Source organism: Gordonia sp. 11cp, assembly GCF_057767225.1.
This window is the reverse complement of the sequence record NZ_CM173437.1, coordinates 3,665,148-3,691,125: the sequence shown is the minus strand read 5'-3', so window position 1 is coordinate 3,691,125 and position 25,978 is coordinate 3,665,148. Positions and strand designations below refer to the sequence as shown.

At 68.1% G+C, this 25,978-nt stretch carries 26 protein-coding genes and 1 pseudogene; 16 read left to right on the top strand and 11 right to left on the bottom strand.

Annotated features, from left to right (window positions below):
• Positions 1-152 precede the first annotated feature (152 nt).
• From AC3B6C_RS16525 to AC3B6C_RS16510, 4 genes are read left to right on the top strand one after another with little or no spacing between them, the layout of a single operon-like run.
• A complete protein-coding gene (locus tag AC3B6C_RS16525; RefSeq protein ID WP_488373497.1) occupies positions 153-2,234 on the top strand; it encodes an LCP family protein in 2,082 nt (693 codons plus the stop codon).
• A complete protein-coding gene (locus tag AC3B6C_RS16520; RefSeq protein ID WP_488373495.1) occupies positions 2,222-2,935 on the top strand; it encodes a TIGR03089 family protein in 714 nt (237 codons plus the stop codon). Before AC3B6C_RS16525 ends, AC3B6C_RS16520 begins: the two co-directional genes overlap by 13 nt.
• A 39-nt stretch (positions 2,936-2,974) precedes the next feature.
• Positions 2,975-3,349, top strand: a complete 375-nt coding sequence (locus AC3B6C_RS16515) for a nitroreductase family deazaflavin-dependent oxidoreductase (RefSeq protein ID WP_014926286.1) — start codon at positions 2,975-2,977, stop codon at positions 3,347-3,349.
• A gap of 4 nt (positions 3,350-3,353) precedes the next feature.
• On the top strand, positions 3,354-4,184 hold the full coding sequence (locus AC3B6C_RS16510) for a dienelactone hydrolase family protein (protein ID WP_010842906.1): 831 nt from the start codon (positions 3,354-3,356) through the stop codon (positions 4,182-4,184).
• Positions 4,185-4,198: 14 nt separating this feature from the next.
• Here AC3B6C_RS16510 and purE read toward each other — a convergent pair whose 3' ends face one another.
• Complete coding sequence (gene purE, locus AC3B6C_RS16505; RefSeq protein ID WP_010842905.1) at positions 4,199-4,711, bottom strand: 5-(carboxyamino)imidazole ribonucleotide mutase; 513 nt, start codon at positions 4,709-4,711, stop codon at positions 4,199-4,201.
• Positions 4,708-6,009 carry a 5-(carboxyamino)imidazole ribonucleotide synthase gene (locus AC3B6C_RS16500; RefSeq protein ID WP_488373492.1) on the bottom strand — a complete coding sequence of 434 codons (1,302 nt, stop codon included), beginning with the start codon at positions 6,007-6,009 and terminating at the stop codon, positions 4,708-4,710. The genes purE and AC3B6C_RS16500 overlap by 4 nt, the downstream gene beginning before the upstream one ends.
• Positions 6,010-6,086: 77 nt before the next feature.
• Between AC3B6C_RS16500 and AC3B6C_RS16495 the strand changes: the two genes are divergently transcribed.
• Positions 6,087-6,647 carry a GtrA family protein gene (locus AC3B6C_RS16495; protein WP_193363238.1) on the top strand — a complete coding sequence of 187 codons (561 nt, stop codon included), beginning with the start codon at positions 6,087-6,089 and terminating at the stop codon, positions 6,645-6,647.
• Here AC3B6C_RS16495 and AC3B6C_RS16490 read toward each other — a convergent pair.
• Genes AC3B6C_RS16490 through AC3B6C_RS16480 form a run of 3 tightly spaced genes read right to left on the bottom strand, consistent with a single transcriptional unit; the run spans position 6,619 to position 9,310 of the window.
• A complete protein-coding gene (locus tag AC3B6C_RS16490; RefSeq protein ID WP_010842902.1) occupies positions 6,619-8,016 on the bottom strand; it encodes a sensor histidine kinase in 1,398 nt (465 codons plus the stop codon). The two genes, AC3B6C_RS16495 and AC3B6C_RS16490, sit on opposite strands and share 29 nt — an antisense overlap.
• A 5-nt stretch (positions 8,017-8,021) precedes the next feature.
• Entirely contained in the window at positions 8,022-8,696 is a 675-nt protein-coding gene (locus tag AC3B6C_RS16485; protein WP_010842901.1) for a response regulator transcription factor, read from the bottom strand.
• Positions 8,693-9,310, bottom strand: a complete 618-nt coding sequence (locus tag AC3B6C_RS16480; protein ID WP_488373490.1) for a PH domain-containing protein — start codon at positions 9,308-9,310, stop codon at positions 8,693-8,695. The genes AC3B6C_RS16485 and AC3B6C_RS16480 overlap by 4 nt, the downstream gene beginning before the upstream one ends.
• A 195-nt stretch (positions 9,311-9,505) precedes the next feature.
• Here AC3B6C_RS16480 and AC3B6C_RS16475 point away from each other — a divergent pair, with 195 nt between their 5' ends.
• A complete protein-coding gene (locus tag AC3B6C_RS16475; protein WP_488373489.1) occupies positions 9,506-10,138 on the top strand; it encodes a hypothetical protein in 633 nt (210 codons plus the stop codon).
• A gap of 74 nt (positions 10,139-10,212) precedes the next feature.
• On the opposite strand, the gene AC3B6C_RS16470 is transcribed toward AC3B6C_RS16475, so the two are convergent.
• A complete protein-coding gene (locus AC3B6C_RS16470) occupies positions 10,213-11,004 on the bottom strand; it encodes a biotin--[acetyl-CoA-carboxylase] ligase (protein WP_010842898.1) in 792 nt (263 codons plus the stop codon).
• Positions 11,005-11,162: 158 nt separating this feature from the next.
• On the opposite strand from AC3B6C_RS16470, the gene AC3B6C_RS16465 reads away from it, so the two are divergent.
• The 3 genes from AC3B6C_RS16465 to AC3B6C_RS16455 are packed head-to-tail and all read left to right on the top strand — an operon-like array spanning position 11,163 to position 13,710.
• A complete protein-coding gene (locus AC3B6C_RS16465) occupies positions 11,163-12,791 on the top strand; it encodes an acyl-CoA carboxylase subunit beta (RefSeq protein WP_010842897.1) in 1,629 nt (542 codons plus the stop codon).
• Positions 12,792-12,823: 32 nt separating this feature from the next.
• Positions 12,824-13,039: an acyl-CoA carboxylase subunit epsilon gene (locus tag AC3B6C_RS16460; protein ID WP_488373487.1), complete on the top strand. Its 216-nt coding sequence runs from the start codon at positions 12,824-12,826 to the stop codon at positions 13,037-13,039.
• 2 nt (positions 13,040-13,041) lie between these two features.
• On the top strand, positions 13,042-13,710 hold the full coding sequence (locus tag AC3B6C_RS16455; RefSeq protein WP_488373486.1) for a Maf family protein: 669 nt from the start codon (positions 13,042-13,044) through the stop codon (positions 13,708-13,710).
• A gap of 3 nt (positions 13,711-13,713) precedes the next feature.
• Here the strand turns inward: AC3B6C_RS16455 and AC3B6C_RS16450 are convergent, their stop codons facing one another.
• Entirely contained in the window at positions 13,714-14,712 is a 999-nt protein-coding gene (locus AC3B6C_RS16450; RefSeq protein ID WP_488373485.1) for a neutral zinc metallopeptidase, read from the bottom strand.
• 153 nt (positions 14,713-14,865) lie between these two features.
• Here AC3B6C_RS16450 and AC3B6C_RS16445 point away from each other — a divergent pair, with 153 nt between their 5' ends.
• From AC3B6C_RS16445 to AC3B6C_RS16425, 5 genes are all read left to right on the top strand, one after another.
• Positions 14,866-15,762, top strand: a complete 897-nt coding sequence (locus tag AC3B6C_RS16445; protein ID WP_010842892.1) for a sulfurtransferase — start codon at positions 14,866-14,868, stop codon at positions 15,760-15,762.
• Positions 15,763-15,775: 13 nt separating this feature from the next.
• Complete coding sequence (locus AC3B6C_RS16440; RefSeq protein ID WP_010842891.1) at positions 15,776-16,213, top strand: SufE family protein; 438 nt, start codon at positions 15,776-15,778, stop codon at positions 16,211-16,213.
• Positions 16,210-17,805 carry a condensation domain-containing protein gene (locus AC3B6C_RS16435; RefSeq protein ID WP_488373484.1) on the top strand — a complete coding sequence of 532 codons (1,596 nt, stop codon included), beginning with the start codon at positions 16,210-16,212 and terminating at the stop codon, positions 17,803-17,805. The genes AC3B6C_RS16440 and AC3B6C_RS16435 overlap by 4 nt, the downstream gene beginning before the upstream one ends.
• Before the next feature lie 207 nt (positions 17,806-18,012).
• The gene (locus AC3B6C_RS16430; protein WP_014926273.1) at positions 18,013-19,815 is read left to right on the top strand and encodes an acetyl/propionyl/methylcrotonyl-CoA carboxylase subunit alpha; all 1,803 of its coding nucleotides are present in this window, start codon (positions 18,013-18,015) and stop codon (positions 19,813-19,815) included.
• 19 nt (positions 19,816-19,834) lie between these two features.
• Positions 19,835-20,197, top strand: a complete 363-nt coding sequence (locus tag AC3B6C_RS16425; protein ID WP_488373483.1) for a GNAT family N-acetyltransferase — start codon at positions 19,835-19,837, stop codon at positions 20,195-20,197.
• Positions 20,198-20,295: 98 nt separating this feature from the next.
• Here AC3B6C_RS16425 and AC3B6C_RS16420 read toward each other — a convergent pair.
• Both AC3B6C_RS16420 and AC3B6C_RS16415 read right to left on the bottom strand, forming a co-directional pair.
• Positions 20,296-20,611 (bottom strand): annotated as a pseudogene (locus AC3B6C_RS16420) (IS481 family transposase); the annotation flags it as partial.
• Between the two features lie 94 nt (positions 20,612-20,705).
• A complete protein-coding gene (locus AC3B6C_RS16415; protein ID WP_488373482.1) occupies positions 20,706-21,332 on the bottom strand; it encodes a TetR/AcrR family transcriptional regulator in 627 nt (208 codons plus the stop codon).
• 72 nt (positions 21,333-21,404) lie between these two features.
• Here AC3B6C_RS16415 and AC3B6C_RS16410 point away from each other — a divergent pair, with 72 nt between their 5' ends.
• Entirely contained in the window at positions 21,405-22,265 is an 861-nt protein-coding gene (locus AC3B6C_RS16410) for an alpha/beta fold hydrolase (protein WP_488373481.1), read from the top strand.
• Positions 22,266-22,491: 226 nt separating this feature from the next.
• Positions 22,492-24,162, top strand: a complete 1,671-nt coding sequence (locus tag AC3B6C_RS16405; protein WP_488373479.1) for an HNH endonuclease signature motif containing protein — start codon at positions 22,492-22,494, stop codon at positions 24,160-24,162.
• A gap of 81 nt (positions 24,163-24,243) precedes the next feature.
• Here AC3B6C_RS16405 and AC3B6C_RS16400 read toward each other — a convergent pair whose 3' ends face one another.
• A complete protein-coding gene (locus AC3B6C_RS16400; protein ID WP_488373478.1) occupies positions 24,244-24,807 on the bottom strand; it encodes a nuclear transport factor 2 family protein in 564 nt (187 codons plus the stop codon).
• Positions 24,804-25,976 carry a flavin reductase family protein gene (locus AC3B6C_RS16395; protein ID WP_488373477.1) on the bottom strand — a complete coding sequence of 391 codons (1,173 nt, stop codon included), beginning with the start codon at positions 25,974-25,976 and terminating at the stop codon, positions 24,804-24,806. The genes AC3B6C_RS16400 and AC3B6C_RS16395 overlap by 4 nt, the downstream gene beginning before the upstream one ends.
• Between the last annotated feature and the right edge of the window lie 2 nt (positions 25,977-25,978).

Sequence of the window (25,978 nt, the reverse complement as noted above, 5' to 3'; positions counted from 1 at the left end):
GCGTTCTCGAATTTCGGAATCACTTCAGTAGCCTGACGAGAGCACACAACACCTGACTCGTCCTGCACATCAGCATCGACATCCTCAGGCGTAACCGTTGCCGCGTCGACGCTCCGACGCGACGTCTCGACCTCGAAAGGGACTGTTCACCAGTGGATTCACCATCCGACGGCCCGCGCCGGCGTTCGCAGGCGCGCCGTCCGGCGGGGCCGGGTCCGGACGGGCGTCAGCCGATGCCCGGCGACCGGCGGGGCCCCGAGCCGGGTGCCCGTCGACGCCCGGCGCGGCCCCCGCACGACGGTGGACCCGATGGCCGCGGGTTCCCCCGCGGCGCCGAACCGCGCCCCGGTGAACCCGGTTCTCCCCCACCCCGCGCGCGCCGCCAACCCCCGCCGGAACAGCAGCGACGTCGCGCCGCCGATCCCCGCGACCCCCGGCGCCGGGCGGCCGCCGATCCGCGCAACCCGGCACGACGGGCGGCCGGCGATCGCCGCGCGGCACCGGAGTCGGTGGAACCCGCACCGACCCGCCCTCGTCGTCCCGGTGAACCGCGGCCCGTCCGACGGACCTCCGGCGAGATCCACACCCGTCCGGCCCCGAACGCGAAGAAGAAGGGCAAGCCGGCACCCCGCGCACAGGCAGCCGAACCGAAGGCCGGACCGAAGGCCGGACCGAAGGCCGGACCGAAGCCCGGACGCCGTCGTGATCCGGCGACGGTGGCGACACCGACCAAGCCCGCGGCAACGGCGGCCGCACCGGCCACCCCGCCGACCACCCCACCGAGCGGCACCCCGCGAACAGGCGGCCGGCTGTCGGGCGCGGGATGGGGCCGTGCGCTCATCGCCGTCGCATCCGTGGCCGTGCTGTTGTGCACCGGCTACGCGTGGAACACCATGTCGGATCTGCAGACCCGTATCACCCAGCTCGGCGGACTCGACCTCGGCGGCGCCGAAGACGGTGCCGTCGACATCCTTCTCGTGGGCACCGACTCGCGAACCGATGCGAAGGGCAACCCGCTCTCCCCGGAGGAGCTCCGGCTCCTGCGCTCGGGCGACGAGGTCGCGACCAACACCGACACCATCCTGCTGATCCGCATCCCCGACGACGGCTCGTCGGCGACCGCGATCTCGATCCCCCGCGACTCCTACGTCGACGTGCCCGGTATCGGGATGAGCAAGATCAACGCCGCCTACGGCACGACCCGCGAAAGCGTCCGCGCCCGGGCGGTCGGTGAGGGCAGGTCGGAGGGCGAGGCCGAGTCCGAGGGCACGCTCGCGGGCCGGAAAGCGTTGGTGGACACGGTCGCCAACCTGACCGGTGTGCAGGTGGACCACTACGCGGAGGTCGGTCTGCTGGGTTTCGTGCTGCTGACCAACGCGGCCGGCGGCATCGACGTCTGCCTGAACGACGCGGTCCGCGATCCCTACAGTGGCGCGCGGTTCAAGGCCGGCCGCCAGACACTGAACGGCCCCAAGGCACTGAGCTTCGTGCGCCAGCGGCACGGACTCCCCCGCGGCGACCTGGACCGCATCACACGCCAGCAGGCGTTCATGGCGTCGCTGACCCAGAAGATCCTCTCCGCGGGCACCCTCACCGATCCGGGCAAGCTGTCGGAGTTGCAGAACGCGGTCTCGCGTTCGGTGGTCATCGACGACGACTGGGACATCATCCGGTTCGCCGAGCAGCTCAAGGATCTCAGCGGCGGCCGGGTCAAGTTCGCCACCATCCCGATCGTGACCGAACAGGGCTGGAGTGAGGACGGACAGCAGAGCGTCGTGGAGGTGGACCCGCGCGAGGTCCAGACGTTCACCGGGGACCTGCTGGCTCCGAAGGAGTCGAAGGGAATCCAGCGCGGCGACTACACGGTCGACGTGGTCAACGCCGGCACCATCGACGGCCTCGCCTCGAACGTGGCGAACATCCTGACCAACAAGGGGTTCCGGGTCGGTGCCACCTCGAGCGGCAAGGCCGACACGAGAGACTCCATCGTCTACGCCAAGGACGACAACGAGGCGGCGCGGGTTCTCGCGAAGGATCTGGGCGGCGCCCGGGTCGTGGCGGATCCCGCGCTGGCCGACGACCGGTTCAAGGTCGTGCTCACCAACACCTATGCCGGGCCGGGCTCGATCAGCGACACCGGCGACCAGACCGACAACACCCCGGCGAGCGAGCGCGTCGGCAACAAGCGTCCGCCGATCACGGCGGGCAACGAGGGGCCGATGTGCGTGAACTGAACACCGTCACCGATGCGATCTTCGCTGCGGTCGCCGATCATTCGCGTCCGCTGCTGACCTATTACGACGACGCGACCGGCGAGCGCACCGAACTCTCCGGCGCCACCCTCGGCAACTGGGCGGCCAAGACCGCGAACTATCTTCGCGACGAGATCGGCGTGGTCGAGGGCGACATCGTCGCGGTCGATCTACCCGATCACTGGCAGACCGCGGGCATTCTGCTCGGCGCCCTCTGGGCAGGCGCCGACGTACACCTCGACATCGACGACGACACCCCGCTGGTCTTGTTCACCAGCCGTGATCGTCTCGACGATCACCCGGACGCCGACGAGGTCGTGGTCGCCTCGCTGGATCCGTTCGCCCTGCCGCTGCGTGATCTGCCGCCGGGCGTCGGCGACTACGGCAGCGTCGTCCGCGTCCACGGCGACCAGTTCTTCTCCCGCGGGCCGGCATCGGCAGCGGTCGAGGGAGAGCCGACCACCGCGGTACTGGCCGCCGCGCGGGCGACCGCCGAGCGCGACGGCCTCGGTCCCGGCGCCCGTGTGTTGTCCACCCGGCCGTGGCACACGGCCGATCGGGTGATCGACCATCTCCTGGCACCATTCCTGGTGGGCGGCAGTCTGGTCCACGTCACGGCGGCCTCGCCGGAGCGGATCTCGGCGATCGCCGAGATGGAGAAGGCCACGCTGATCCTGTCGTGAACCCCGGCGGGCGCGCCGCCGATCGGGCACAGTGGGGACATGCGAATCCCCCGCGCGGTGGCCCGCCTCAACAAGCGAGTGACGAACCCGATCCAGCGACAATGGGCACCCCGCGTGGCCCCGTACGCGATGGTCGAGCACGTCGGCCGCAAGTCCGGTCGGCACTACTCCATCCCGGTGCTCGCGTGGGTCGACGGCGACCGGCTCACGATCATCCTCACCTACGGGCGGCACACCGACTGGGTCCGCAACGTGCAGGCCGCGGGCAGCTTCGGACTGATCCGGAAGAACCGGCACTACCGGGTGACGGGTCCGCGGGTGGTGCCCTCGGACTCGCCGGACATCGCGCGTGGTGCACGCATCCCGGCACGGCTGTTCGAGTCCGCACTCCTCGGCACCCTGCACCGGGCGTGATCGCATGGCCGACGATCCACTCGACGACTTCGACGCCGAGGACGTGACGCTGTGCGGGACGACCCGCCGAGTGCATCGCCTCGGTAGTGGCCCAGCGGTCATCGTCATCGCCGAGATGCCGGGAATCAGTCCCAAGGTCGCCGACGTCGGTCGCCGCATCGCCGGCGCCGGGGCCACCGCGGTGCTCCCCTCGTTGTTCGGTGTCGACGGTCGCGACCCGCGTCCGGAGAATCTCGGCGTCGTCGGATCGGCGACGAACATGCTCACCACCATCGCCCGGGCGTGCATCACCCGCGAGTTCACCATCCTCGCCTCCGGCAAGACATCCCCGGTCGCGTCGTGGTTGCGAGCGCTGGCCGCCCGCGAGCACGACCGGTGCGGCGGGCCCGGGGTCGGCGCGGTCGGGATGTGCTTCACCGGCGGGTTCGCGCTCGCGATGGCGACCGACGACCGCATGCTCGCACCGGTGTTGTCCCAGCCCTCGCTGCCGTTCGCGGTGCTACCCGGACGCGCCCGCGCCATCGACGTGAGCGAGTCGGATCTCGCTCTGGTGCAAGCGCGTTGCGCGCGGGGTCTGGAGGTGATGGGTCTTCGTTTCCGAGGCGACCGGCTCGTGCCGGAGGCCCGATTCGCTCATCTGCGGGAACTCCTCGGTGACGCCTTCATCGGCATCGAACTACCCGATGAGTCCGCGAACCCGGATTCGATGCTGCCGCGGCCACATTCGGTGCTCACCGAGGACCTGCGCGACGAACCGGGACAACCCACGCGAGAGGCCTACGACCGGGTCATCGCCTTCTTCACCGAGAAACTCGGCCTGCAGCCGACGGCCTGACCGCGACGAGAGTCCTACTCCCCCAGCAATTCCTGCTGCAGCGCCGCATCCTTGTCGAGAACCATCTGTTCGAGCCCCTGCTGGAACTCGACCATCCGGGCGCGCAGCCCTGGGTCGGCGGCCGCGAGGATACGAACCGCGAGCAGACCGGCGTTGCGGGCCCCACCGACCGAGACGGTCGCCACCGGGACACCGGCGGGCATCTGCACGATCGACAGCAGTGAATCCAGTCCGTCGAGGTGCCGCAGCGGTACCGGCACGCCGATCACCGGCAACGGGGTCGCGGAGGCGACCATACCCGGAAGATGAGCTGCGCCACCGGCTCCCGCGATGATCACCTCGATGCCGTGGTCGGCGGCACCGGCCGCGTAGTCGAGCATGCGCTGCGGCGTGCGGTGCGCCGAGACGACACCCACCTGGAACGGCACGTCGAACTCGGCGAGCGCCTCGGCGGCTGCCTTCATCGTCGGCCAGTCCGAATCGCTGCCCATGATCAGGCCCACCCGCGGGCCGTGTGTCTCACTCATGAATGTTCATCCCATCCGTCGGTCCACGTCGCCCGCGACATCCACTGGGCCGCCCGCTCGGCGCGTTCGCGTACCGATTCCGGCGAATCCCCTTCGCGCCCCACGATGTTCACATGCCCGATCTTGCGATCGGGTCGCTCGCCCTTGCCGTAGAGGTGCACCTTGGCCTCGGGCATCCGGGCCATCAGATGGTGCAGCCGCTCGTCCATCGACATCGCCGGCGCGTCCGGTGCACCGAGGATGTTGGCCATCACGGTCATCGGTGCACTCGGCACCGTGCTGCCGAGCGGATAGTCGAGGACCGCGCGAAGGTGCTGCTCGAACTGCGAGGTCACCGCCCCGTCCATCGTCCAGTGCCCGCTGTTGTGCGGACGCATCGCCAGCTCGTTGACGACCAGCTCGCCGTCCACGGTCTCGAAGAGTTCCATCGCCATCACACCGACCACGCCGAGCTCGTCTGCCAGTCGCAGCGCCATCTGCTGTGCGCGGGCGGCGACCTCGTCGTCGAGCCCGGGTGCGGGCGCCAGGACGACGGCGCATTGACCGTTGCGCTGGATGGTCTCGACCACCGGCCACGCCCCGCCCTGGCCGAATGGCGACCGGGCGATCATCGCCGAGAGCTCGCGCCGCATCGGCACCTTCTGTTCGGCGAGCAGCGCCGGCGCGTCCTCGGGATGGTCGTCGAAGACGGCGAGTGCGTCCTGCGCACCGTCGACGAGCCACACACCGCGTCCGTCGTAGCCTCCGCGCACCGCCTTCACGACGATGGCCCAGTCGTTGGCCTCGCCGAACTCGATCAGCCGTGAGCGGGCCGCCGCGCGATCTCCGGACAGGTCGGCGAAATCGGGCACCGGCAGGCCGAGTTCGGCCAGCCGGACACGCATCGCGAGCTTGTCCTGCGCAAAATGCAGAGCGGCCGGCGGCGGGAGCACGGCGACGCCTTCGGCTTCGAGCGCGCGGAGATGCTCCAGCGGGACGCCTTCATGGTCGAAGGTCAGGGCGACCGACCCGGCCGCGGCGCGGCGCAGGTCATCGAGGTCGTCGTGGGACCCGAGGACGATGTCGGCACTGACCTGTGCCGCCGGATCGGCCTCCGAGGCGGCCAGCACGCGCAGGCACTGGCCGAGGGCGATGGCCGCCTGATGGGTCATCCGAGCGAGCTGGCCGCCGCCGATCATGGTGACGGTCGGCATCCCCGACGACCCGCCGTTCGCGCGTCCGGTGTCGGGCACCGGCGGCACCTGCGACGACGGGGCCACGGCGCCGTCGACCTGCTCGCGTGGATTCACGCGAACCATCGTGGCATGTGGTCGGCGTCATTCGCACAACCGCCCAGGAAGTGCCCGGCGGTTGTCGTTTCGTACACTCGGATCTTGTGCCATTGATCGACGAGATGATCGCCCGCCTCCCAGCGCCGGCTCGTCGGCTCGTGATGCGGCACCACGAACTGATCAAGTTCGCGATGGTCGGCGGCACCACCTTCGTCTTCGACCTCGCGATCTTCTACAGCCTGAGCCTCACGGTCCTCGAGACGAAACCGGTGATCGCCAAGGTCATCGCCGGCGTCCTGGCCACGATCCTGAGCTACGTACTCAATCGCGAGTGGGCGTTCAAGAACCGCGGCGGCCGCGAGCGGCACCACGAGGCGATGCTGTTCTTCGCCATCAGCGGCATCGGCGTGATCCTGCAGGCGGCACCGCTGTTCGTCGCCAACAACGTCTTCGACATGCGCTCCAACCTCAGCGTGTCCGAGATCGTGATCATCGACTTCGTGCTCGGCTACATCATCGGCAATCTGATGCAGATGGCGTTCCGGTTCTGGGCGCTGCGCAAGTTCGCGTTTCCCGAGGAGCAGCTCCGCGGAGGCGACGCGGGGTCCACCGACCTGCATCCCTCGCTCGCCGAACTCAACGATGAGGAACTCGGTCACGCCTGACGCCGGAGTCGGCGGACCGGCCTGACTTCTCGTCGATGCCGACGGCGAGTTCGGTGTCGCCGCGGTCGGTGCCGAAGTGCTCGCGTCCGGTGACCAGCCGGGCGGGCACGACGATCGCGAAGACCGGGGGCCGGCGGACGGTGAGTTCGAGCCTCCCCCCGTCGGATTCGATGAGCGCCCGGGCCAGGGAGAGTCCGACCCCGCTGCGGCCCGCACCCGGCCGGCCGCCGCCGGAGAAGCCCCGGCGGAAGATGTGGGCGGCGATCTCGTCGGCCACCCCGTCGCCCTCGTCCGCGACGGTGATGCGCACCAGGTCGCCCGCGGGCAGTGTGCCCACGTGGATCCGGCAGGTCCCGCGGCCGTGATGCAGCGCGTTGTCGACGAGCACGCTGACCGCCTCCCGGAGCCGGCCCGGGTTGGAGGTCAACGCATGCGGCACGCCGTCGAAGGTGACGACCAGCTCGCGACCCCGCGCCTCGAAGACCTGCCGGAAGTCCCCGACCAGGGTGGTGAGCATGCCCGACACGTCCACGAACACCGGGGCGGGCTCGTCGGCGCGTGATGCCTCGACCAGGTCGTCGAGCTCGCAGGCGAGCCGTTCTATCTGATCGAGCGCTGCCTCGGCTTCGGTGACCACGGCCGGATCGTCGTGCAGGGTGAGTTCCTCCAGACGCAGCTGGATCGCGGTGAGGCGGCTGCGGAGCTGGTGCGAGGCGTCGCCGGCGACCTCCCGCTCGCGTTCGAGACGCAGGGCGAGTTCGGCGTTCGCGTCGGCCAGCGCCCGCGAGACCCGGTCGAGTTCGGCGATGCCGTACATCTTCCACTGCGTCCGGAAATCGCCCCGGCCCATGGTCGCGGCACGGTTCGCGAGGTCGGTGAGGGGGTCGACGATCCGTCCTGCGGTGACCGCGGCGACCACAGTGCCGCCGATGACGGACGCGACGACGATGATGGCGACGATCGAGGCCGCGGTGAACTGGTCGTTGCGCACCTCGTCCCGCGGTATCGACAGGGTCAGTGTGCCCGCGGCACCCAGCGCGATCGACTCCGACAGGCGTGAACCGTCGATCTCGGCACCCACGACCGTGCGCTGCGGGGTCCCGGTGGGGTCGGGGAAGGTGACCGTCAGGCGGCCGTTCGGCGGTAGCAGCAGCTCGAAGGCGTCGCGGTCGAGCGATTCCGGCGGGATCCGGCCGTCGGCACCCTCCTGCCGGATCAGCTGGTCGGCGACGATCTTGAGCCGGTTGTCGAGGTCTTGATGCGCGTTCTCGGCCACCCACCACCACGCGACGACGCTCAGCGGGATACCCAGCAGACCACCGACCGCCAGCAGGACGGCGATCGTGGTGGTGAGCAGGCGACGGCGCATGACTGCTACGAGTCGAAGCGGAAGCCGACGCCGCGCACGGTCACGATGTGGCGAGGACGATCGTGGCGGTCGTCGCCGATCTTCCGGCGCAACCAGGAGATGTGCATGTCGAGGGTCTTCGACGACCGCAGGTCGGCCGAACCCCACACCTCGGTGAGGATCTCCTCCCGCGTCACCACCTCACCGGCGCGTTCCATCAGGAAGCGCAGGAGGTCGAACTCCCGGTTCGCGAGGGTGAGATCGTGCCCGTTCACCAGGACTCGCCGCGCGCGTGCGTCCAGGCGCAGGGCACCGCCCTCGAGCACCACGTCGCCGGGCTGGCGACGCCGCAGCAGGGCGCGCACCCGGGCCAACAGTTCGGCCAGGCGGAACGGTTTGCCGACGTAGTCGTCGGCACCGGCATCGAGTCCGACCACGAAGTCCACCTCGTCGGTGCGCGCGGTCAGCATCAGCACGGCCAGCGCGGGACGTTGGGCGCGCACCCGCCGGCACACCTCCAGGCCGTCGAGGACCGGCAGTCCGAGGTCGAGGATGAGCAACTCGTAGCGGGTGTCCAGGGCCTTCTCGAGGGCGTCGGCGCCGGTCGAGACGACTTCGCAGCCGTAGCCCTCGCGCGTCAGCGCCCGCGCGAGCGGCTCGGCGATCGCGGCGTCGTCCTCGGCGAGCAACACGGTGGTCATCGGTCACGCCCCCCGCGATCGGACCGGTCCCCGGTGGGAGCGGTACCGGCGCCGGGCTGGTCATAGGAGTCGCGCCGGCGTCCCTCCCACGGATGATCTTCGTCGTCGTGCACGTCGAGCACCTCGTGGTAGAGCAGCGCATGCACCCTCTCCACCTGCGGGATGTCGTCGAAGGACAGCGGCTCGTCGGATGCCGATTCGATGACCAGGGTGCCGGTGCGCAGCATCCGGTCGACGAGGCCGTGCCGGAACTCGACGGTGTTGATCCGACGGATCGGGATGTCGATCCCCGACCGGGTGACGATGCCGTTGCGAAACATCACCCGTCGGTCGGTGAGCACGAAATGCGTTGTCTTCCAAGCCAACAACGGGCGAATGAAGTACCAGCAGAAGCCGGCCGCCCAGACCACCGCGACGACGATGAGCAGGACGGTCTGCGGTGTCGACCGCAACGACGACGAGGTGATGACGCCGAGTAGTACGCCCGCGGCGGCGGTCACGATCGCGAACAGCAGAAACGGCCCCAACAGGCACTTCCAGTGCGGATGTCGATGGAGGACGACACGCTCACCCGGTGCCAGGTTCTCCCGCGGATAGGCCATGCGGCTCAGCATAAACGGCACCGGCCCCACCGGGGCCCACCCGCGTAAACGCGGCACGGACGCCTCCGGATCGCGGCCGGGCCTGAGTAGACTGCACGCAGACGACCGCCGTCGACGTGCAGTTGAGCATGCCAGGCCCACACACCTGATCCGACCGACACCGGATCCGACCATCGGCTTCGAGAACCGGCCGGCGAGGAGAACGCCATGAGCTACCAGGATCCCCGTGACCCTCGGACCGCGCGCTACGAGTCCGGCTACACCCCCGAGTCACGGGCCTACAGCAGTCAGAACGACCCGTATGCGAGAGATCCGTACGCGGCCGATCCGTACGCGGGCCAGGCCGGCTACAACCAGGCCGGCTACAACCAGGGCGCCTACGAGCAGGGCCGGCCGGCGAAACCTCGTCGTGGTCCGGACATCAACCCCGTCACGTTCGCCGGCGGCGTGGTCATGACCGGTGTGGTGACCGGTCTGGCCGCCTGGCTGGTGGCCTGGATCATCTCCGCGTTCGTCGAGAAGGTGAACGAGTCGGGCAAGCTCGGCGTGTGGAACCCGGTGGCCGCCAGCGAACTCTGGTTCGGCGTCGTCGGCTTCCTGTGCGCGCTCGCCGCCGGTGCGCTCTGGTACGTCCTGCACCTCATCACGCCGTCGCCTGACCAGTTCTACCGGTGGATCGTCGGCCTGCTGCTCGTGGCGGCGGTGCTGATCCCGATCCTGACCTACAACCAGATCTCAGTGGGCATCGAGACCGCGATCGTGCACCTGGTGATCGGTCTCCCGTCGCTGACGATCATCCCGGCCATGGCGGGCAAGAGCCTGCAGTCCACCGCCGGCTGAGCCGGCGAGGAGCGCAGCCGTCGGGCCGAGCAAGCGACGAAGGAGCGCGTCGAGGTCGACGAGCCGAGTCGAAGTCACTCCGGCCGCAGATGGGTGACGTCGCCAGCGGCGGCCACCACCTGCTGACCGTCGGCGTCGACGACGATCCGGCCGGAGTGGTCGACACCGGTCGCGGTGCCGATGACCTCACGATCGCCGGGCAGGACCAGCCGCACACGGCGGCCGATGGTGTCGCTGCTGTCGCGGTACCGCGCTGCCAGCCCGTCCAGATCGTGCGGCCAGAGGTCGAGCAGGTCCGACAGGGCCCGCAGGTACGACGCGGCGAGCTCGGTCAGCGGTACCTCGCGGCCGGTCGCCAGCCGGAGCGAGGTCGCGGTCGGGACCGGCAGCTGATCCGCCGCCATCGTGGTGTTGAGTCCGGTGCCGATCACCGCCACTCCTCCCGGCCCGGACGGGGCGTGCTCGGAACGGGTGTACTCCGAGAGAATCCCGGCGACCTTCTTGCCGTCGATCAGGACGTCGTTAGGCCACTTGAGCGTCGGACGCACTCCCACCGCCTCGTCGACGCCCTGCACCGCGGCGAGACCGGCCAGCAGCGACAGCCAGCCCAGGTCCTCGGTGTGGTCGGCGACGTCGATCGCCGCCGACATGGCCAGCTGCGTCCCGGCTGGCGCCGTCCACGTCCGGGCGTGGCGACCGCGCCCGGCGGTCTGGTCGGTGGTGATCCGCACGGTGCCGCCGATGCTCTCGGTGGCTGCCCGCGACACCAGGTCGGCGTTCGTCGAGCCGGTCGACTCGACCACCTCGATCCGGTCCCAGCGGGTGCCGGCGAGACGGGTGCGGAGCAGATCTGCGTCGAGAGTCATGGACAACGAACCTACTGTCCGCCGCGGTGACACGGTCGGGTACCGCCTGTTTCGACGAGATGCGGCCACCCCACCGACCGATCGCTCGGAAACCTGAGGGATATCTCACGTTGATCCGGTTGACTTGGCTCACACCTGGGTAGTTAGCATCGTCAGTCATGACCACTGCTTCGCGCGACGACGCCGCCGCTCCCGACATACACACCACGGCGGGAAAGCTCGCCGATCTGCGCAATCGTCTCGACGAGACGAAGCACCCGGTGGGTGAGGCCGCCGTCGAGAAGACCCACGCGAAGGGCAAGCTGACCGCGCGGGAGCGCATCACGCACCTGCTCGACGAGGGATCGTTCGTCGAGCTCGACGCCCTCGCCCGGCACCGCAGCACCAACTTCGGGCTCGCCGAACGCCGCCCGCTCGGCGACGGTGTCGTCTCGGGTTACGGCACCATCGACGGCCGCGAGGTCTGCGTCTTCTCGCAGGATTCCACCGTCTTCGGCGGCAGCCTCGGCGAGGTCTACGGCGAGAAGATCGTCAAGGTCATGGATCTCGCGATCAAGACCGGTCGGCCGTTGATCGGCATCAACGACGGCGCCGGTGCCCGAATCCAGGAGGGCGTGGTCTCCCTGGGTCTGTACGGCGAGATCTTCCACCGCAACGTGCGCGCGTCCGGCGTCATCCCGCAGATCTCGCTGATCATGGGCGCCGCGGCCGGCGGTCACGTGTACTCCCCCGCACTCACCGACTTCGTGGTCATGGTCGACAAGACCAGCCAGATGTTCATCACGGGTCCGGACGTCATCAAGACGGTCACCGGCGAAGAGGTGACCATGGAGGAGCTCGGCGGTGCGCACACGCACATGTCGAAGTCGGGCACCGCCCACTACGTCGCCTCCGACGAAGAGGACGCCCTGGAGTACGTCAAGGAACTCCTGAGCTACCTGCCGAGCAACAACCGCGCCGACGCGCCGCGTCTGCCCGTCGCGCAGCCTGCCGCCGGTTCCATCGAGGACACCCTCACCGAAGAGGATCTCGAGCTCGACACCCTGATCCCGGATTCGCCGAACCAGCCCTACGACATGCACGAGGTCATCCGTCGCATCCTCGACGACGACGAGTTCCTCGAGGTCCAGGCAGAGTACGCGACCAACATCATCGTCGGCTACGGGCGCGTCGACGGCCGCAGCGTCGGCATCGTCGCCAACCAACCGACCCAGTTCGCCGGCTGCCTCGACATCGACGCCTCGGAGAAGGCCGCGCGGTTCGTCCGGACCTGCGACGCCTTCAACATCCCGATCGTCACCCTGGTCGACGTCCCCGGCTTCCTGCCCGGAACCGACCAGGAGTACCGGGGCATCATCCGACGCGGCGCCAAGCTGCTCTACGCCTACGGCGAGGCGACGGTCGGCAAGATCACGGTCATCACCCGCAAGGCCTACGGCGGCGCGTACGACGTCATGGGCTCCAAGCACATGGGTGCCGACGTCAACCTCGCGTGGCCGACCGCCCAGATCGCGGTCATGGGCGCCTCCGGTGCGGTCGGGTTCGTCTACCGCAGCCAGCTCAAGGACGCCGCCGCCAAGGGCGAGGACGTCGACGCGCTGCGCCTGCAGCTGCAGGAGGAGTACGAGGACACGCTGGTCAATCCGTATGTCGCGGCCGCCCGCGGATACGTCGACGCCGTGATCCCGCCGAGCCACACCCGCGGCCAGATCGCCACCGCACTCAAGCTGCTCGAGCGCAAGATGGTCAACCTGCCGCCCAAGAAGCACGGCAACATCCCCCTGTGACATCAGCCGGTAATCCCGAGAGCGAGAATCCCGTGAGCGAAGACTCGAAGTCCGAGCGTCCGTTCCTCACCGTCGTCGGCGGCAATCCGACCGACGAGGACCTCGCGGTGCTGGTGACCGTCCTCGCCGGCGCCGGCTCGGGCGGCGGTGGCTCCGAGCCCGCGACGCGCAACGACTGGGGCCGGCCGATCGACCGGCTGCGTCCTCAGTGGGGCGGTCCGGGGAGTTTCACCAACCTGCGCTACTGACTGTGACGCCTCCATCTGAGATCGGGCCGGGTTCCTCCGGCCCGATCTTCGTCCTCGGCTCGGCCTCCCCCGCTCGGCTCCGCATCCTGCGGGCGGCGGGTGTCGAGCCGGTCGTGCGTGTGTCGGACGTCGACGAGGATGCGCTCCTCGCCTCGCTCCCCGACTCCACGGCGGCAGACGTGGTCGTCGCCGAACTGGCCCGGGCCAAGGCAGAGGCCGTCGCGGCACTTCCGGAGATCGCCGAGCTCGCCGGCTCCGGCAACCCGGTGGCGGTCATCGGCTGTGACTCGATGCTCCATCTGGGTGATCAGCTCCTGGGCAAGCCGCACACACCCGAACGCGCTGTCGCGCAGTGGTCGGACATGCGTGGCCGTAGCGCGGCCCTGCTGACCGGACACCACCTGATCCGGCTGGACCGCCCCGACACCGCCGGCGGGACCAGTTCCACGACCATCCATTTCGCCGATGCGGACGACGACGTGATCCACCGGTACGTCGCCAGCGGCGAACCGCTGCAGGTCGCCGGCGCCTTCACGCTCGACGGCCTCGGCGGCTGGCTGGTCGAACGCATCGAGGGCGACCCGTCGTCGGTCATCGGCATCGGCCTGCCGCTGGTCCGCACCCTTTTGCGAGACGTCGGCCTGTCGGTCACCGACTTCTGGCAGCACTGACCGTCACTCCACCTCGAAGAACTCCGGCCAGTACCTCTCGATGCAGTCCACGGGCTGTCCCTGGCGGTTGAACTGCGGGCCGGTGAGCCCCACCGTCAGGGCCACCGCGCGTTCGCGTGCCGATCCGTGCCCGGAAGCGCCGCCGGTGTCGCCGATGATCGGCAACAGACTCGCGACCTGCAGGATCTCCTTGGCGCCGAGCGCATCCCGCTGATAGGCGGTCGCACCCCAGTTCGCGGCCAGGCAGTCCGCGATCAGTTCGCTGTTCTTGCCTGCCGGGAGTCGACTGTCCGGGATGTCGAAGGCCTCGGCCATCCGGAACACGATGTTGTGGCCGTACTCGTGCGCGACCACGATCGCCGCGGTGAAGTCCCCGACGATCGGCGACGGCACCCCGAAGACGTTGCCGTCCCAGATCGCCGCGAAGGTCTCGACCGGCAAGACGACGCTTCCCTCGGTCGGGGTGCCCTGGCCGTTGGGTTCGGTGTCCACACCGCAGAAGAACGCGTTCGCCTCGTCGGAGGGAATCGGTACCGGACTCGAATCCTCGTCACCGACAATGCATTCGGTGGTGAACGAGGTGCCGGATTCGATGAGGACCCGGCCGGGCGCGGGATCGCCCCAGCCGAGTTCGTCGAACCAACCGCCCCATGTCTGGTCGAGGTCGTCGAGGAGGGTCGTGAGGTACTCGGGGACCGCGGTGTCGACGTTGGCCGGGTTCACCCCGCTCGTCATGAGTTCCGCGGTCGGCGTCGGCAGCTTCGGGCAGTCGTCGGGGCGGCACTGGGCCGGGTCGCCCGGTCCGGCGGAATCCGATCCAGAGGTGTCCGGCGAGCGCGACGGCGTCGGGCTCGGCGTGGCGCTCGTCGACGCGGACGAGGCGGGAGCCTGCCCCGAATCGTCGGACGGGATCAGCGAGCATCCGCTCCCGACGGTCAGTGCCGCCACGACGGCCAAGGAGACCGCCCACCGCATCGCGAGGGGGCCGCGTCGATCGATCATTCGGCGAACCTAGCAGGCGATGACCCGCTTCACCTGCGGTTTGTCGTCTGATCGAAGCACGCTCCGGCCGATGCCCTACGCTTTATCAGCGGGACCGCAGATGGTCCGCGCGTGATCCACGCGGAACGTCCGAACAGCGAGCTGGAGAGCACCGTGAGCGTTGACACCGACCCGAATCCGGCCTTCGCCGAATACGCCCACCCCGAACGGCTGGTGACGACACAGTGGCTGTCGGCGCATCTCGGCGCCAAGGGACTCAAGATCATCGAGTCCGACGAGGATGTGCTGCTCTACGACATCGGCCACATCCCGACGGCCCAGAAGATCGACTGGCATCTGCACCTCAACGATCCGGTCACGCGCGACTACATCAACGGCGAGCAGTTCGCGGAGTTGATGCGCAGCAAGGGAATCGAGCGGGACGACACCGTCGTCATCTACGGCGACAAGAGCAACTGGTGGGCCGCCTACGCGCTGTGGGTGTTCACCTTGTTCGGTCACGAGGACGTGCGCCTCCTCGACGGCGGGCGCGATGCCTGGATGGCCGAGGACCGCGACACCTCCTTCGACGTCCCCGACTACCCCCGGTCGGACTACCCGGTCGTCGAGCGCGACGACGCCAAGATCCGCGCGTTCGCACCCCAGGTCCTGGAGGCTCTGGGCACCGAACCGCTGGTCGACGTCCGCTCGCCGCAGGAGTACACCGGCGAGCGCACCCACATGCCGGACTACCCGGAGGAGGGCGCGTTGCGCGGCGGGCACATCCCCACCGCCATCTCGATCCCGTGGGCGAAGTCCGCGGCGCCCGACGGCCGCTTCCGCAGTCGGGCCGAACTCGACGAGATCTATGCGGATCTCGATCCGCAGACACCCACGATCGCCTACTGCCGCATCGGCGAACGGTCGAGCCACACCTGGTTCGTGCTGACACACCTGCTGGGACACACCGCGGTCCGCAACTACGACGGCTCGTGGACCGAGTGGGGCAACGCCGTGCGGGTCCCGATCGCCGTCGGCGACGAGCCGGGCGCCGTCCCCGGCACCGAGTGAGCCCGACCGCACGATGAGTCTGCCCCCAGCCCTGGCCGAGATCGTCGACGACTTCGGCGCCCTCGGCGATTCCGACAAGATCACGCTCCTGCTCGAGTTCGCCGGCGAATTGCCGGACCTGCCGGCGCATCTCGAGCAGGATGCGATGGAACCGGTACCCGAGTGCCAGTCCCCGGTGTTCCTGTCGGTCGACGCCGGCGACCCGTCGTCGGTGCGGTTGTACTTCAGCGCTCCGCGCGAGGCGCCGACGACGCGCGGTTTCGCGGCGATCCTGCACCAGGGGCTCGACACCGCGTCAGCGCGCGAGATCCTCGACGTGCCATCGGATTTCTACTACGACCTCGGACTCGGGAGCGCGGTGAGTCCGCTGCGTCTGAGAGGTATGGCGGGCATGCTGGGCCGGATCAAGGCCCAGGTGCGCGCCCAGGTCCCCGACCTGTCCGGGGCATGAAGTTCATCCAGATCCGCGACGAACCCATCGCTCCCGGCGGTCTCGTCGAGTGGACGCCGTATGTGCCGGGCGGGCTGGGCAACTGGGACTACGACGCTCGTCTGACCTCACACAACCACGAGCAGCATCTCCGCTCCGCGTTCGACTACCGGGTCCGCACCCGTCGCGAGGGTGGACGCGAGGCGTGGCTCGGGCTGAGCATCGAGTTCGACGAGCCGCTGTCGATCCCGGCGATCCGGTCGGTGCTGACCCAGTGGATCGACCGGCACGAGGTGCTGCGGAGTCACGTGGTGATCAAGGGATCCGGTCTGCAGCGACTCACCACCGCGCCCGGCACGGTGAAACTCAAGATGGGCCGAGTCGGCTGGTACTCCGAATCCGGTCCCCTCGTCGAGCAGCTGGCGGGGTCGTTCGATCGTGCGACCGCGCCGCTGCACTGGCCGGCGTATCGGTTCGCGACGGTCGGTCGCGAACGGTCGTTCACCCTGCTCTTCGCCGCCGACCACTCGTTGGTGGACGGGTACTCGTTGATCATGGCGCAGCAGGAGCTGGTGTCGATGTACCGGGCGGCACGAGAGCACCGCGGCGCGAACCTGCCCGAGGTCGGCAGCTATGTCGACTTCAGCGCCGAGGAACGCCGGGACGCCGACCAGACCGGCAGCGACCACCCGGCCGTCGGCCTGTGGTCGGAGTTCCTGGCTGCCGGGAACGGGGACATGCCCGGTCTGCACACGACCGCGCCCACGGCGCCGACCGCCGACGATCCCGTCGACGACGCCTCGCAGCCTCAGGAGTCGCTGTGGGGTGTGATCGCCGACGACGCGACGGCCAATCGGTTCACCGCGATCTGCTCCGAGGCCGGCGGGACACTGACCGCCGGGGTGCTCGCGGCCTTCGCGGTGGTCCACCACGAGCTGACCGGTGATCGGGAGTTCCGCTGTGTGCTGCCGCGGCACACCCGCGACGATGCCCGCTGGCTGACCTCACTCGGCTGGTTCGTGGGGGTCGCCCCGTTCTGTGTGGACATGTCCGACTCACCGACGTTCGATCAGACCGTCGCCCGGTCGACCGCCGCGCTCAAACGCGGACGCCAGGGCGCCTCGCTGCCCTTCCTACGGGTGGCGGACCTGATCGGTCACGAGGGTGGCCCCCGCTTCGTGATCTCGTTCATCGACACCCGCTACGCACCGGGGGCGGGTGCCGCCGACGCGGGGCGCGCGAAAGTGATCCGAAGTCACAGCTACTCGCCCGACGAGGTGTACATCTGGATCAACCGAACGCCGTCGGGGCTGCGGTACTCCGCCCGATTCCCCTGGGAGTCGCCGCTGCACGATCTGGGCGTCGAATCCTCGGCGACCGACGTCCCCGACCGGGGCGTCCTGGCGGGCAGCACGGCTGCCGCGCACCCGCCGTCCGGGAACGTGCTGGAGGCCCAACATGAGGGAATCATCACATTTACCGACCCGGGCGACCAACGCGATCCCCCTCCCGACATCGACGCTTCCGCTGGTCCTGTCCATGCCTACCTGCACGGTTTCGCCCAACTGATCCGCAGCCTCGGTGATGCGAGCACATTCTCTCCGGCGTTGTGACCCAGGGCTCCACCGAACGATTGCTCGGTGGGCTAGGGTATTGCCCGGAAGGTCGCGACACCTGCACCTCGAAGGTGTCGCAGCGCCCTCGCCGTCCGCATCCCGGCCGGTGACGGCGTACCACCAGACTTGACCGACGTCCGACAACCGTGTCGCGTGCGCTACCGCGTCGTGAGCACCGAGTACGAGTAAGGCCCAGGAGAACAAGTGCCCAGTACCTCTGCGAACACCCCGTCCGCAATCAGCAAGGTCCTCATCGCCAACCGCGGCGAGATCGCTGTCCGCGTGATCCGCGCCGCCCGGGATGCAGGCATCGCGAGCGTCGCCGTCTACGCCGAGCCCGACGCGAACGCGCTGTTCGTCAAGCTCGCCGACGAGGCTTTCGCACTGGGCGGGCAGACCTCGGCGGAGTCGTACCTGGTCTTCGACAAGATCCTCGACGCAGCCAAGAAGTCCGGTGCGGACGCGATCCATCCCGGCTACGGCTTCCTGTCGGAGAACGGCGACTTCGCGCAGGCCGTCATCGACGCCGGGCTCATCTGGATCGGCCCGTCACCGCAGTCGATCCGCGACCTGGGCGACAAGGTCACCGCGCGTCACATCGCACTCAAGGCCGACGCCCCGATGGCCCCTGGCACCAAGGACCCGGTGAAGAATGCCGACGAGGTCGTCGCGTTCGCCAAGGAGCACGGCGTGCCGGTCGCCATCAAGGCGGCATTCGGCGGCGGCGGACGCGGCATGAAGGTCGCGTACACCATCGAGGAGATCCCGCACCTGTTCGAGTCGGCCACCCGCGAGGCCGTTGCGGCGTTCGGTCGCGGCGAGTGCTTCGTCGAGCGCTACCTGGACAAGGCGCGCCACGTGGAGGCCCAGGTCATCGCCGACCAGCACGGCAACGTCATCGTCGCCGGCACTCGCGACTGCTCGCTGCAGCGTCGCTTCCAGAAGCTGGTCGAGGAGGCGCCCGCGCCGTTCCTCACCGCCGAGCAGCGCACCAAGATCCACGAGTCGGCCAAGGCCATCTGCCGCGAGGCCGGTTACTACGGCGCCGGCACCGTCGAGTTCCTGGTCGGCAGCGACGGACTGGTCTCGTTCCTCGAGGTCAACACCCGCCTGCAGGTCGAGCACCCGGTCACCGAGGAGACCGCGGGCATCGACCTCGTGCGTCAGCAGTTCCGCATCGCCAACGGCGAGAAGCTGGAGTTCACCGAGGACCCGACGCCGCGCGGTCACGCCTTCGAGTTCCGGATCAACGGCGAGGACGCGGGCCGCAACTTCCTGCCCGCCCCCGGACCGATCTCGGTCTACAAGGAGCCGACCGGCCCCGGCGTGCGCGTCGACTCCGGTGTCGTCGAGGGCGACGTCATCGGCGGACAGTTCGACTCGATGCTGGCCAAGCTGATCGTCACCGGCGAGACCCGCGAGCAGGCTCTCGAACGTTCGCGGCGCGCACTCGCCGAGTTCCAGGTCGAGGGCCTGGCAACGGTCATCCCGTTCCATCGGCACATCGTCTCCAACCCCGCCTTCATCGGCGACGGCGAGAAGTTCGACGTCTACACCAAGTGGATCGAGACCGATTGGGAGAACCCGATCGAGCCGTACACCGGTGGCGAGCCCATCGAAGAGGACGAGGCCGCGCCGCGGCAGAACGTCGTCGTCGAGGTCGGCGGCCGTCGCGTCGAGGTGTCGCTGCCCGGCGATCTCGCGCTCGGCGGCGGTGGCGGATCGGCCAACGGCGTCGTCCGCAAGAAGCCGAAGGCACGGTCGCGCAAGAAGGGTGGCGGCGCAGCCGTCTCCGGTGACGCCGTGGCCGCTCCCATGCAGGGCACCGTCGTCAAGGTCGCCGTCGAAGAGGGCCAGGAAGTCGCCGCCGGCGATCTGGTCGTCGTGCTCGAGGCCATGAAGATGGAAAACCCGGTCACCGCCCACAAGGACGGCGTCGTCACCGGCCTCACCATCGAGGCCGGCGCCGCGGTCACCCAGGGCACGGTACTGCTCGAGCTGAAGTAGTTCTCCGGAGTTCGCGACTGTGCAACCAGTCGAGATCAACGCCGGGACGTGGTATCTGCGTGCGCTTCGTGCGGACGAGCGGATCACCGACGTCCCGGCGTTGTCTCTTCTCCAGGTCGACGACCCCACCGCGTACGTCGCCGCGGCAGAGCGTGATTGGGAGTCCGAGACCCGATTCGTCTGGGCGATCTGCATCCCGACCACCGGGGAGCTCATCGCGCTGATCGGGGTCACGCCGCACGGTTCGGCCGGTCGGCTCTGGGGCGAGGCACGTGACGGCTACGGCGAGGCGCTCGACGCCGCGATCGGGCCGGTGTCGCGATTCGCGGATGGTGCGCTCGATCTGGCTGTCGAGCAACCGTTCTCGCGCGGGATCGGCTGAGTCTCGCAGGGTCAGCACATGGCCCAGGCGCCGTACTCTGAGCGGTCTTCGTCGCGCTCAGCGATCTGCCCGTTGATCCAGATGGCGCAATACAAATAGCCCGCGTTGTGCATCTTGTCGTGCACGCTGATCGGCCCGTGGTCCAGACCGGAGGCTTCCAGGGCGGCACGCACGGCCACCGCCTGGGCTTTGACCTCATCACTCAGCGCTGACGGGCTCGACTTCGGCCGGCGAGGTCGGGGTTCCAGCACCGGCCGGCCCCTCTTCTTTGGCGCGTCTCCGCAACTCGTAGAACGACTTCCGGGGAATACGGTGCTCGACGCAGAACGTGGAGACCGCTCCGCGCGGTGCATCATCAGGCCACTGCGAGATCGCCAGACGCACCTTAGGACCAAGGGGTTCATTAACAGCCACCGCCCGAGCGTCGAGTATCGGCAGCCTGAACGGGGACCACGGTGGTGGTTCGATGGGGAGCCCCTCTTTGCTTTCGCCTTCGGGTAAGCCGGGGTCAGTTCGGTTCATCCTCGCGGCCGGGATTGTTCGCCAGAGCGATGCCTCGGAGGTATGTGGTGAGGATCGATTGCGCAGCTTGGTGGGATGACCCGATCACGGTTCGATGAAAGACGAGGCTGTCGGTCAGTGCGATCAGCTCTTCGCCGATATCGCCTCTGTTCGAAATGTCCGCGGCGGTCAGCAAAGATGCCACGATCTCCTGTGTGGAGGCGTGCACGTTCGATGCCGTAGTCAACCGATCTCGAAGGTGCGGTGCGTCGCCGACTTCGAGAAGTAGTGCGTAGCGCACTCGCATCTCCTTTCGCCGGGTTGCGAGGGTGTCGACCATGCCAGCAATCAACCCAGCGAGGTCGTCGACGGTAAGACGGCGGCGCAGCCTGATCTGCTCCTCTACGGTGGCGGAGAGTTCGTCTGTCTCGGACTGTGTTCGGCTGGCCAGCGTATTAACGATTAGCTCGATGAGAGCGGGCCTGGTCGAAGCGTGATAGGACGTCGACCCCTGCGGGAGATGAGCTTCGTGATCGACAGCTCTATGCGTCAGAGCTCGGACTCCGTCGCGGGCAACAATACTGATCCCCGCGTCGGCGATCAGCTCGCGCCTCTTTTCGCTGCGTGCCGACATGACACCTAATGCTACAGGTGTAGAGTCACACCAAGAAACACTACAGCTGTAGCAAGTTTTGGAGGGCGATCGATGATCTTCAACTTCACTCCGGACCCTGTCCTATATCCGTTCCAGTCTCGGTGGTTCGACTCTTCAGCGGGCCGGGTGCATTACATCGACGAAGGCGCGGGGCCGCCAATCGTGTTTTGTCATGGTTCGCCGACATGGAGCTTCCTGTATCGGCACGTCATCAAGGATCTTCGCGATCGCTTCCGCTGCATCGCTGTTGACTATCCAGGATTCGGTATGTCTGAGCGACCAGTCGGATACGGGTACACCATCTCCGAACTCACCGGGGTTGTCGGCGAGCTGATCGATCACCTGCGCCTGGAGGATTTTGTTGTGGCGGGCCAGGACTGGGGCGGACCCATCGGGCTCGGCGCAGCAGTCGAAAGAGCTGACCGCGTCCGGGGCGTCGTTGTGAGCAACACCGCTTTCTGGCCAATCACGCCATTGGCCAACCGCGCGTTCAGTGTGCTCATGAGTAGCCGCCCGATGCAGCGCCGAATCATAGAGCAGAACCTGCTCGTGGAGAAGTTTCTCCTCGGTAGCGCCGGCCCCACGCTCACTGCAGCGGAGGCCGAGCACTATCGGCGGGTGCAGCCCAGCGCGGCCGCGCGACAAGGGCTTGCAGCTATGCCTAAACAGATCCGCACGGCAGCACCGTTATTGAAACAGCTCGCTAGCGACGTTCCATCATTCCTCGGCAGTAGACCGACGGTTGCCATTTGGGGCATGAGCGACATGGTATTTCGTCCAAAGACATGCCTGCCCCGAATCCGCGATGCGTTCGACGATGTCAAAGTCATCGAAGCGCACCATGCAGGACACTTCGTCGCCGAGGACGCACCAGATCAAATCGTGACTGCAATCAACGACCGATTCCACTGACGGAACAGTGATGGCGTCCTCGGTCCCTGGATAGTCTCGCCGCCAGATGACCACGAGTCGAGTCGATGCAGACACCGAGCAGTGACGAAGAAGTGTCACCACCAACGTTCCTTGTAAGGTGCCCGATGTCTTGATGCAGAACTGTCACCGATGTCCTGCGAAATGACAGCTCCCAGCGAAACACATTCACTCTTGATTCGAACGTATATTCGAGTAAAGTGGAGGTATGTCATCGGGGGCGGGGGCGGAATCCACCACATCGGTGGATGCATCATGCGATTCCGTCGAACCGCGCCTGCGCGCCGACAATGAGCTTTCTGCCGCCGAACTCGTCGAGGTCCTGAATCACTGTGCGGGACTGGCTGCGTCGGCGGCGCATCGGATGATGACCGTGGCCAGCCTCATTCACGACGAACGTGCGATGGACTACGCGCAGCGGCGCGCCGAGGTGCACAGCGGTGAACTCGACTCCCTCGAAGCCTTCGACGCGTTGTCGGCGCGGGTGGCCGCCGGTGAGGACCCCTACGAACAGTTCGGGCCCGACGGGCTCGAGCAGGCCATCGCCGAAGTCGGCGCCACCCTCACAGTGACCCCGGCCGAGGCGAAAGACCTCATCATGGCCGGTGACGCCCTGCGCTACCGACTGTCCTTCACCGGACACGCCCTGGCCTGCGGGCGAATCGACAAGCGCCGCTTCCTCATCGCACTCAAACGCACCGACCTGATCACCGACGCCGACGAGATGCAGACCGTCGACGCCCACCTCGCCGAGGCGATCTTCGCCCGCGCACCCATGTCCACAGCACGGTTCACCGCCATGGTCGACGCCATCGTCGCCGCGTGGGCACCCGATGCGCTCCGGCGACGCAAAGAGCGGGTGACCGCCGACCGCAACGTGACCATCACCCCCGATCGGTTCACCCCCGGCCAATCCCGGATCTCGGGTACCTTGCCCGACGCCGACGCCGCCGAGTTCGACGCCCGCCTGTCGGCGATGGCCACCGCCGTCCACGCCGGTGACCCACGGACCCTGCCGATGCGACGTGCCGACGCCCTCAAAGCACTCGCCCGCGGCGAAGTCGCCCTGACATGCCACTGCGCTGACTGCGACGCTGCCGCAGCCGAACCCGACACCACTGCGGGACAGGAGCTCGACGAAACCAGGGGCGACACCGACACTCCCGCCGACGCACCAGCCGTCGACGCGATCGTCGCCGCGCCGCACGAGCCGGCCGCTTCGTCGTCGCCGCCGCACGCGCCGCGCGCGACCTTCCACATCGTGGTGAACCTGTCGACGCTGATCGGCCTCGACGACGACCCTGCGTTCCTCGACCGGCACGGCATCATCGACGCCGACACCGCACGGCAACTGCTCGGCGAAGCCCGACGCACCTACATCCAGCCCGCATCCACTGCAGCCGACGCGGCCCCAGTACCCGACGCGGACCCGTCGACGACACGGTACGCACCGTCGAGAAAACTCCAGGCGCTGGTGCGTGCGGGCGAGTTGTGCTGCACCTTCCCGGGCTGCAACGCCCCGGTGTGGCAGATCGACCTCGACCACACCGACCCGTTCGACCACACCGACCCACGTCGCGGTGGCCGCACCGAAGCGCGCAACCTCAAACCGCTGTGCCGGTTTCACCACCGGATCAAGACCTTCACCAGCTGGCAGGACCACCAGGACGAGTTCCTCACCGCGTGGTTCACCACACCCACCGGCCACATGTTCGTCGGCAACGCCTACAACGGACGCGACCTGTTCAACCGGCTCGCTCCCGGCCGGCCTCCCGACCACCCGGCACGGGACACACTGGACACGTTGCGCACCAACGACTTCCGACGCCAACAGCGCGCCGAGAAGCGCTGGAACGACGCCAACCCGCCACCCTTCTAGGGACGGACCGGGGTCAACCGGTGCGCGTGAACACGCGCACCGGTTGCCGTGGCATCCCCCGTACGCCCATCCCCGTACGCCTCAGCCCATCAACACCGACGCCGACGGGTAGCTCTCCGCGAATCCCGTCGGCAGCGGTGCGATGAAGACGTTCTCGGTACGCGTGCGGGTGATCCGCCAGCGCCCGTCGCTTCTACGGAACGCGTTGTTCAGTCGACTCGACCGCAACAGCGCCGTTCCGTCTCCGAACAGCCAGGGCTGCATGTGGATCCACTGCCCCTCCGCATCCTCGCCGTCGACGTGGATCTGCTCCGAGGTGAGGTAGTGCGCGTTGAGCAACAGTGCGGGGTCACGCTTCTCACCCCAGAAGCGCTGGAAATGTTCGCGGATCGCCTGCTTGCCCTCCGCGCGCCCGAACTGACCGTCGTAGTACTCGCCGACGCCCTCCCACACCGCGTCGTCGGTGTAGAGGTCGAGGATGAGCTCGATGCGCTCGGCGTCGTCGGCGACACCGGGCTCGGGACACGGGGTGTCACACAGGAACATGTACCGAGCCTGAATACGTCGGATGTCGGCTTCGGCCTCCAGCGTCTCGATGCGGGCCACCAGGGTGGCGATCCTGGCGTCGACCTGCACATCGGTCATCGCCCGAGCACCTCCACCACCGCGCGGGCCTGCTCGATCCACGCCTGCACCTGGGCTCCGGTCACGCCAAGTGGCAGCTGTGACAACCGAAGCGTCATCGAGTAACCGCCGCGTGCGTCCCGGATCGGCAACACGATGGAACCGACGTCGTAGGTCTGATCGCTTCGCACGTCGCGCAGGCGGTAGTCGATCGGCGTCTTCCCGATGGATTCGCAGATCTCGCGTTCCTGTGACGGCGTCAACCGGCCCCGCTCATAGGATTTCGTCGCCGCCCGCATCTCCTCGTACGCGGTCGAGCCCGCATCGGGCAGGAAGGACACGAGATATCCGTGCTGCCGTACGAAGTCGAGCCGGTCGCGATGCACCTGTCGCACCTCGTCGTCGGCGTCTCGCAGTTTGGCCAGCCACCTCTCGCGGGTGTCGCCGTCCTGGTCGAACACGTACGTGTCGCCGATCGGCGGCACCATCGGGATGCGGTAGGCCAGGCCCTCCTCGCGGTCGACGCCCGGCGCGGTGGCCGACAGGACCACCGCCATCTCGTCGCGACTGACGGCGGTGAGCACGGACACCTCGCACCGCGCGGACGTGGCCAGCGCCTCGACCTGGGGGCGCGCCGCGTGCGCGGCGTGGATCGTCGGCAGGATCTCGTGGTCCATCCGGGCCATCAGCGACGTCGACACGAAACTGCCATAGCCGCCCTGGAAGAAGATCAGCGGAGACACGGGGTTGGTCACTGCCAGATCCCGCACCTCGCACAGCGCGATCCAGTGATCGCCTGCCTCGACGACGTTCCGGATGCGGGTGTCGATCCAGGCCACCGAGTCGGCCAGGACCGGGTCCCCCGACGGTGACGGGAACCAGTCGATGCCGTCGAGCTTGTTCTCCCACCGCTGCGCGATCGTGAGGACGACGTCTTCCTGCTCACCCCCGAGAATGTTGATGCACAGCGACTCGCATCCGCGCATCTTCTCGAAGGTGCGCGAGGTCTTCATCGGCATGAAGGACACCAGCGGCGGGTCCATCGACACCGAGCTGAAGGTTCCGACGACCATGGCCAGCACCGATCCGTCGTCTCCACGTCCGGTCACCACCACCACACCGGTCGGATAGTGCCCCATCACATTTCGGAAGATGCCTGGGTCGATGGCACTGAGTACGTTGTCGGACATGA

Bases quoted from the DNA above. Each gene is read 5' to 3' on its own strand.
- AC3B6C_RS16435 (WP_488373484.1), top strand. From the start codon at position 16,210: ATGAAGTTCATCCAGATCCGCGACGAACCCATCGCTCCCGGCGGTCTC.
- AC3B6C_RS16405 (WP_488373479.1), top strand. From the start codon at position 22,492: ATGTCATCGGGGGCGGGGGCGGAATCCACCACATCGGTGGATGCATCA.
- AC3B6C_RS16480 (WP_488373490.1), bottom strand. From the start codon at position 9,310: ATGCTGAGCCGCATGGCCTATCCGCGGGAGAACCTGGCACCGGGTGAG.
- AC3B6C_RS16400 (WP_488373478.1), bottom strand. From the start codon at position 24,807: ATGACCGATGTGCAGGTCGACGCCAGGATCGCCACCCTGGTGGCCCGC.
- AC3B6C_RS16470 (WP_010842898.1), bottom strand. From the start codon at position 11,004: ATGACTCTCGACGCAGATCTGCTCCGCACCCGTCTCGCCGGCACCCGC.
- AC3B6C_RS16475 (WP_488373489.1), top strand. From the start codon at position 9,506: ATGAGCTACCAGGATCCCCGTGACCCTCGGACCGCGCGCTACGAGTCC.
- AC3B6C_RS16515 (WP_014926286.1), top strand. From the start codon at position 2,975: ATGCGAATCCCCCGCGCGGTGGCCCGCCTCAACAAGCGAGTGACGAAC.
- AC3B6C_RS16510 (WP_010842906.1), top strand. From the start codon at position 3,354: ATGGCCGACGATCCACTCGACGACTTCGACGCCGAGGACGTGACGCTG.
- AC3B6C_RS16485 (WP_010842901.1), bottom strand. From the start codon at position 8,696: ATGACCACCGTGTTGCTCGCCGAGGACGACGCCGCGATCGCCGAGCCG.
- AC3B6C_RS16465 (WP_010842897.1), top strand. From the start codon at position 11,163: ATGACCACTGCTTCGCGCGACGACGCCGCCGCTCCCGACATACACACC.
- AC3B6C_RS16450 (WP_488373485.1), bottom strand. From the start codon at position 14,712: ATGATCGATCGACGCGGCCCCCTCGCGATGCGGTGGGCGGTCTCCTTG.
- AC3B6C_RS16415 (WP_488373482.1), bottom strand. From the start codon at position 21,332: ATGTCGGCACGCAGCGAAAAGAGGCGCGAGCTGATCGCCGACGCGGGG.
- AC3B6C_RS16490 (WP_010842902.1), bottom strand. From the start codon at position 8,016: ATGCGCCGTCGCCTGCTCACCACCACGATCGCCGTCCTGCTGGCGGTC.
- AC3B6C_RS16440 (WP_010842891.1), top strand. From the start codon at position 15,776: ATGAGTCTGCCCCCAGCCCTGGCCGAGATCGTCGACGACTTCGGCGCC.
- AC3B6C_RS16410 (WP_488373481.1), top strand. From the start codon at position 21,405: ATGATCTTCAACTTCACTCCGGACCCTGTCCTATATCCGTTCCAGTCT.
- purE (WP_010842905.1), bottom strand. From the start codon at position 4,711: ATGAGTGAGACACACGGCCCGCGGGTGGGCCTGATCATGGGCAGCGAT.
- AC3B6C_RS16500 (WP_488373492.1), bottom strand. From the start codon at position 6,009: ATGGTTCGCGTGAATCCACGCGAGCAGGTCGACGGCGCCGTGGCCCCG.
- AC3B6C_RS16395 (WP_488373477.1), bottom strand. From the start codon at position 25,976: ATGTCCGACAACGTACTCAGTGCCATCGACCCAGGCATCTTCCGAAAT.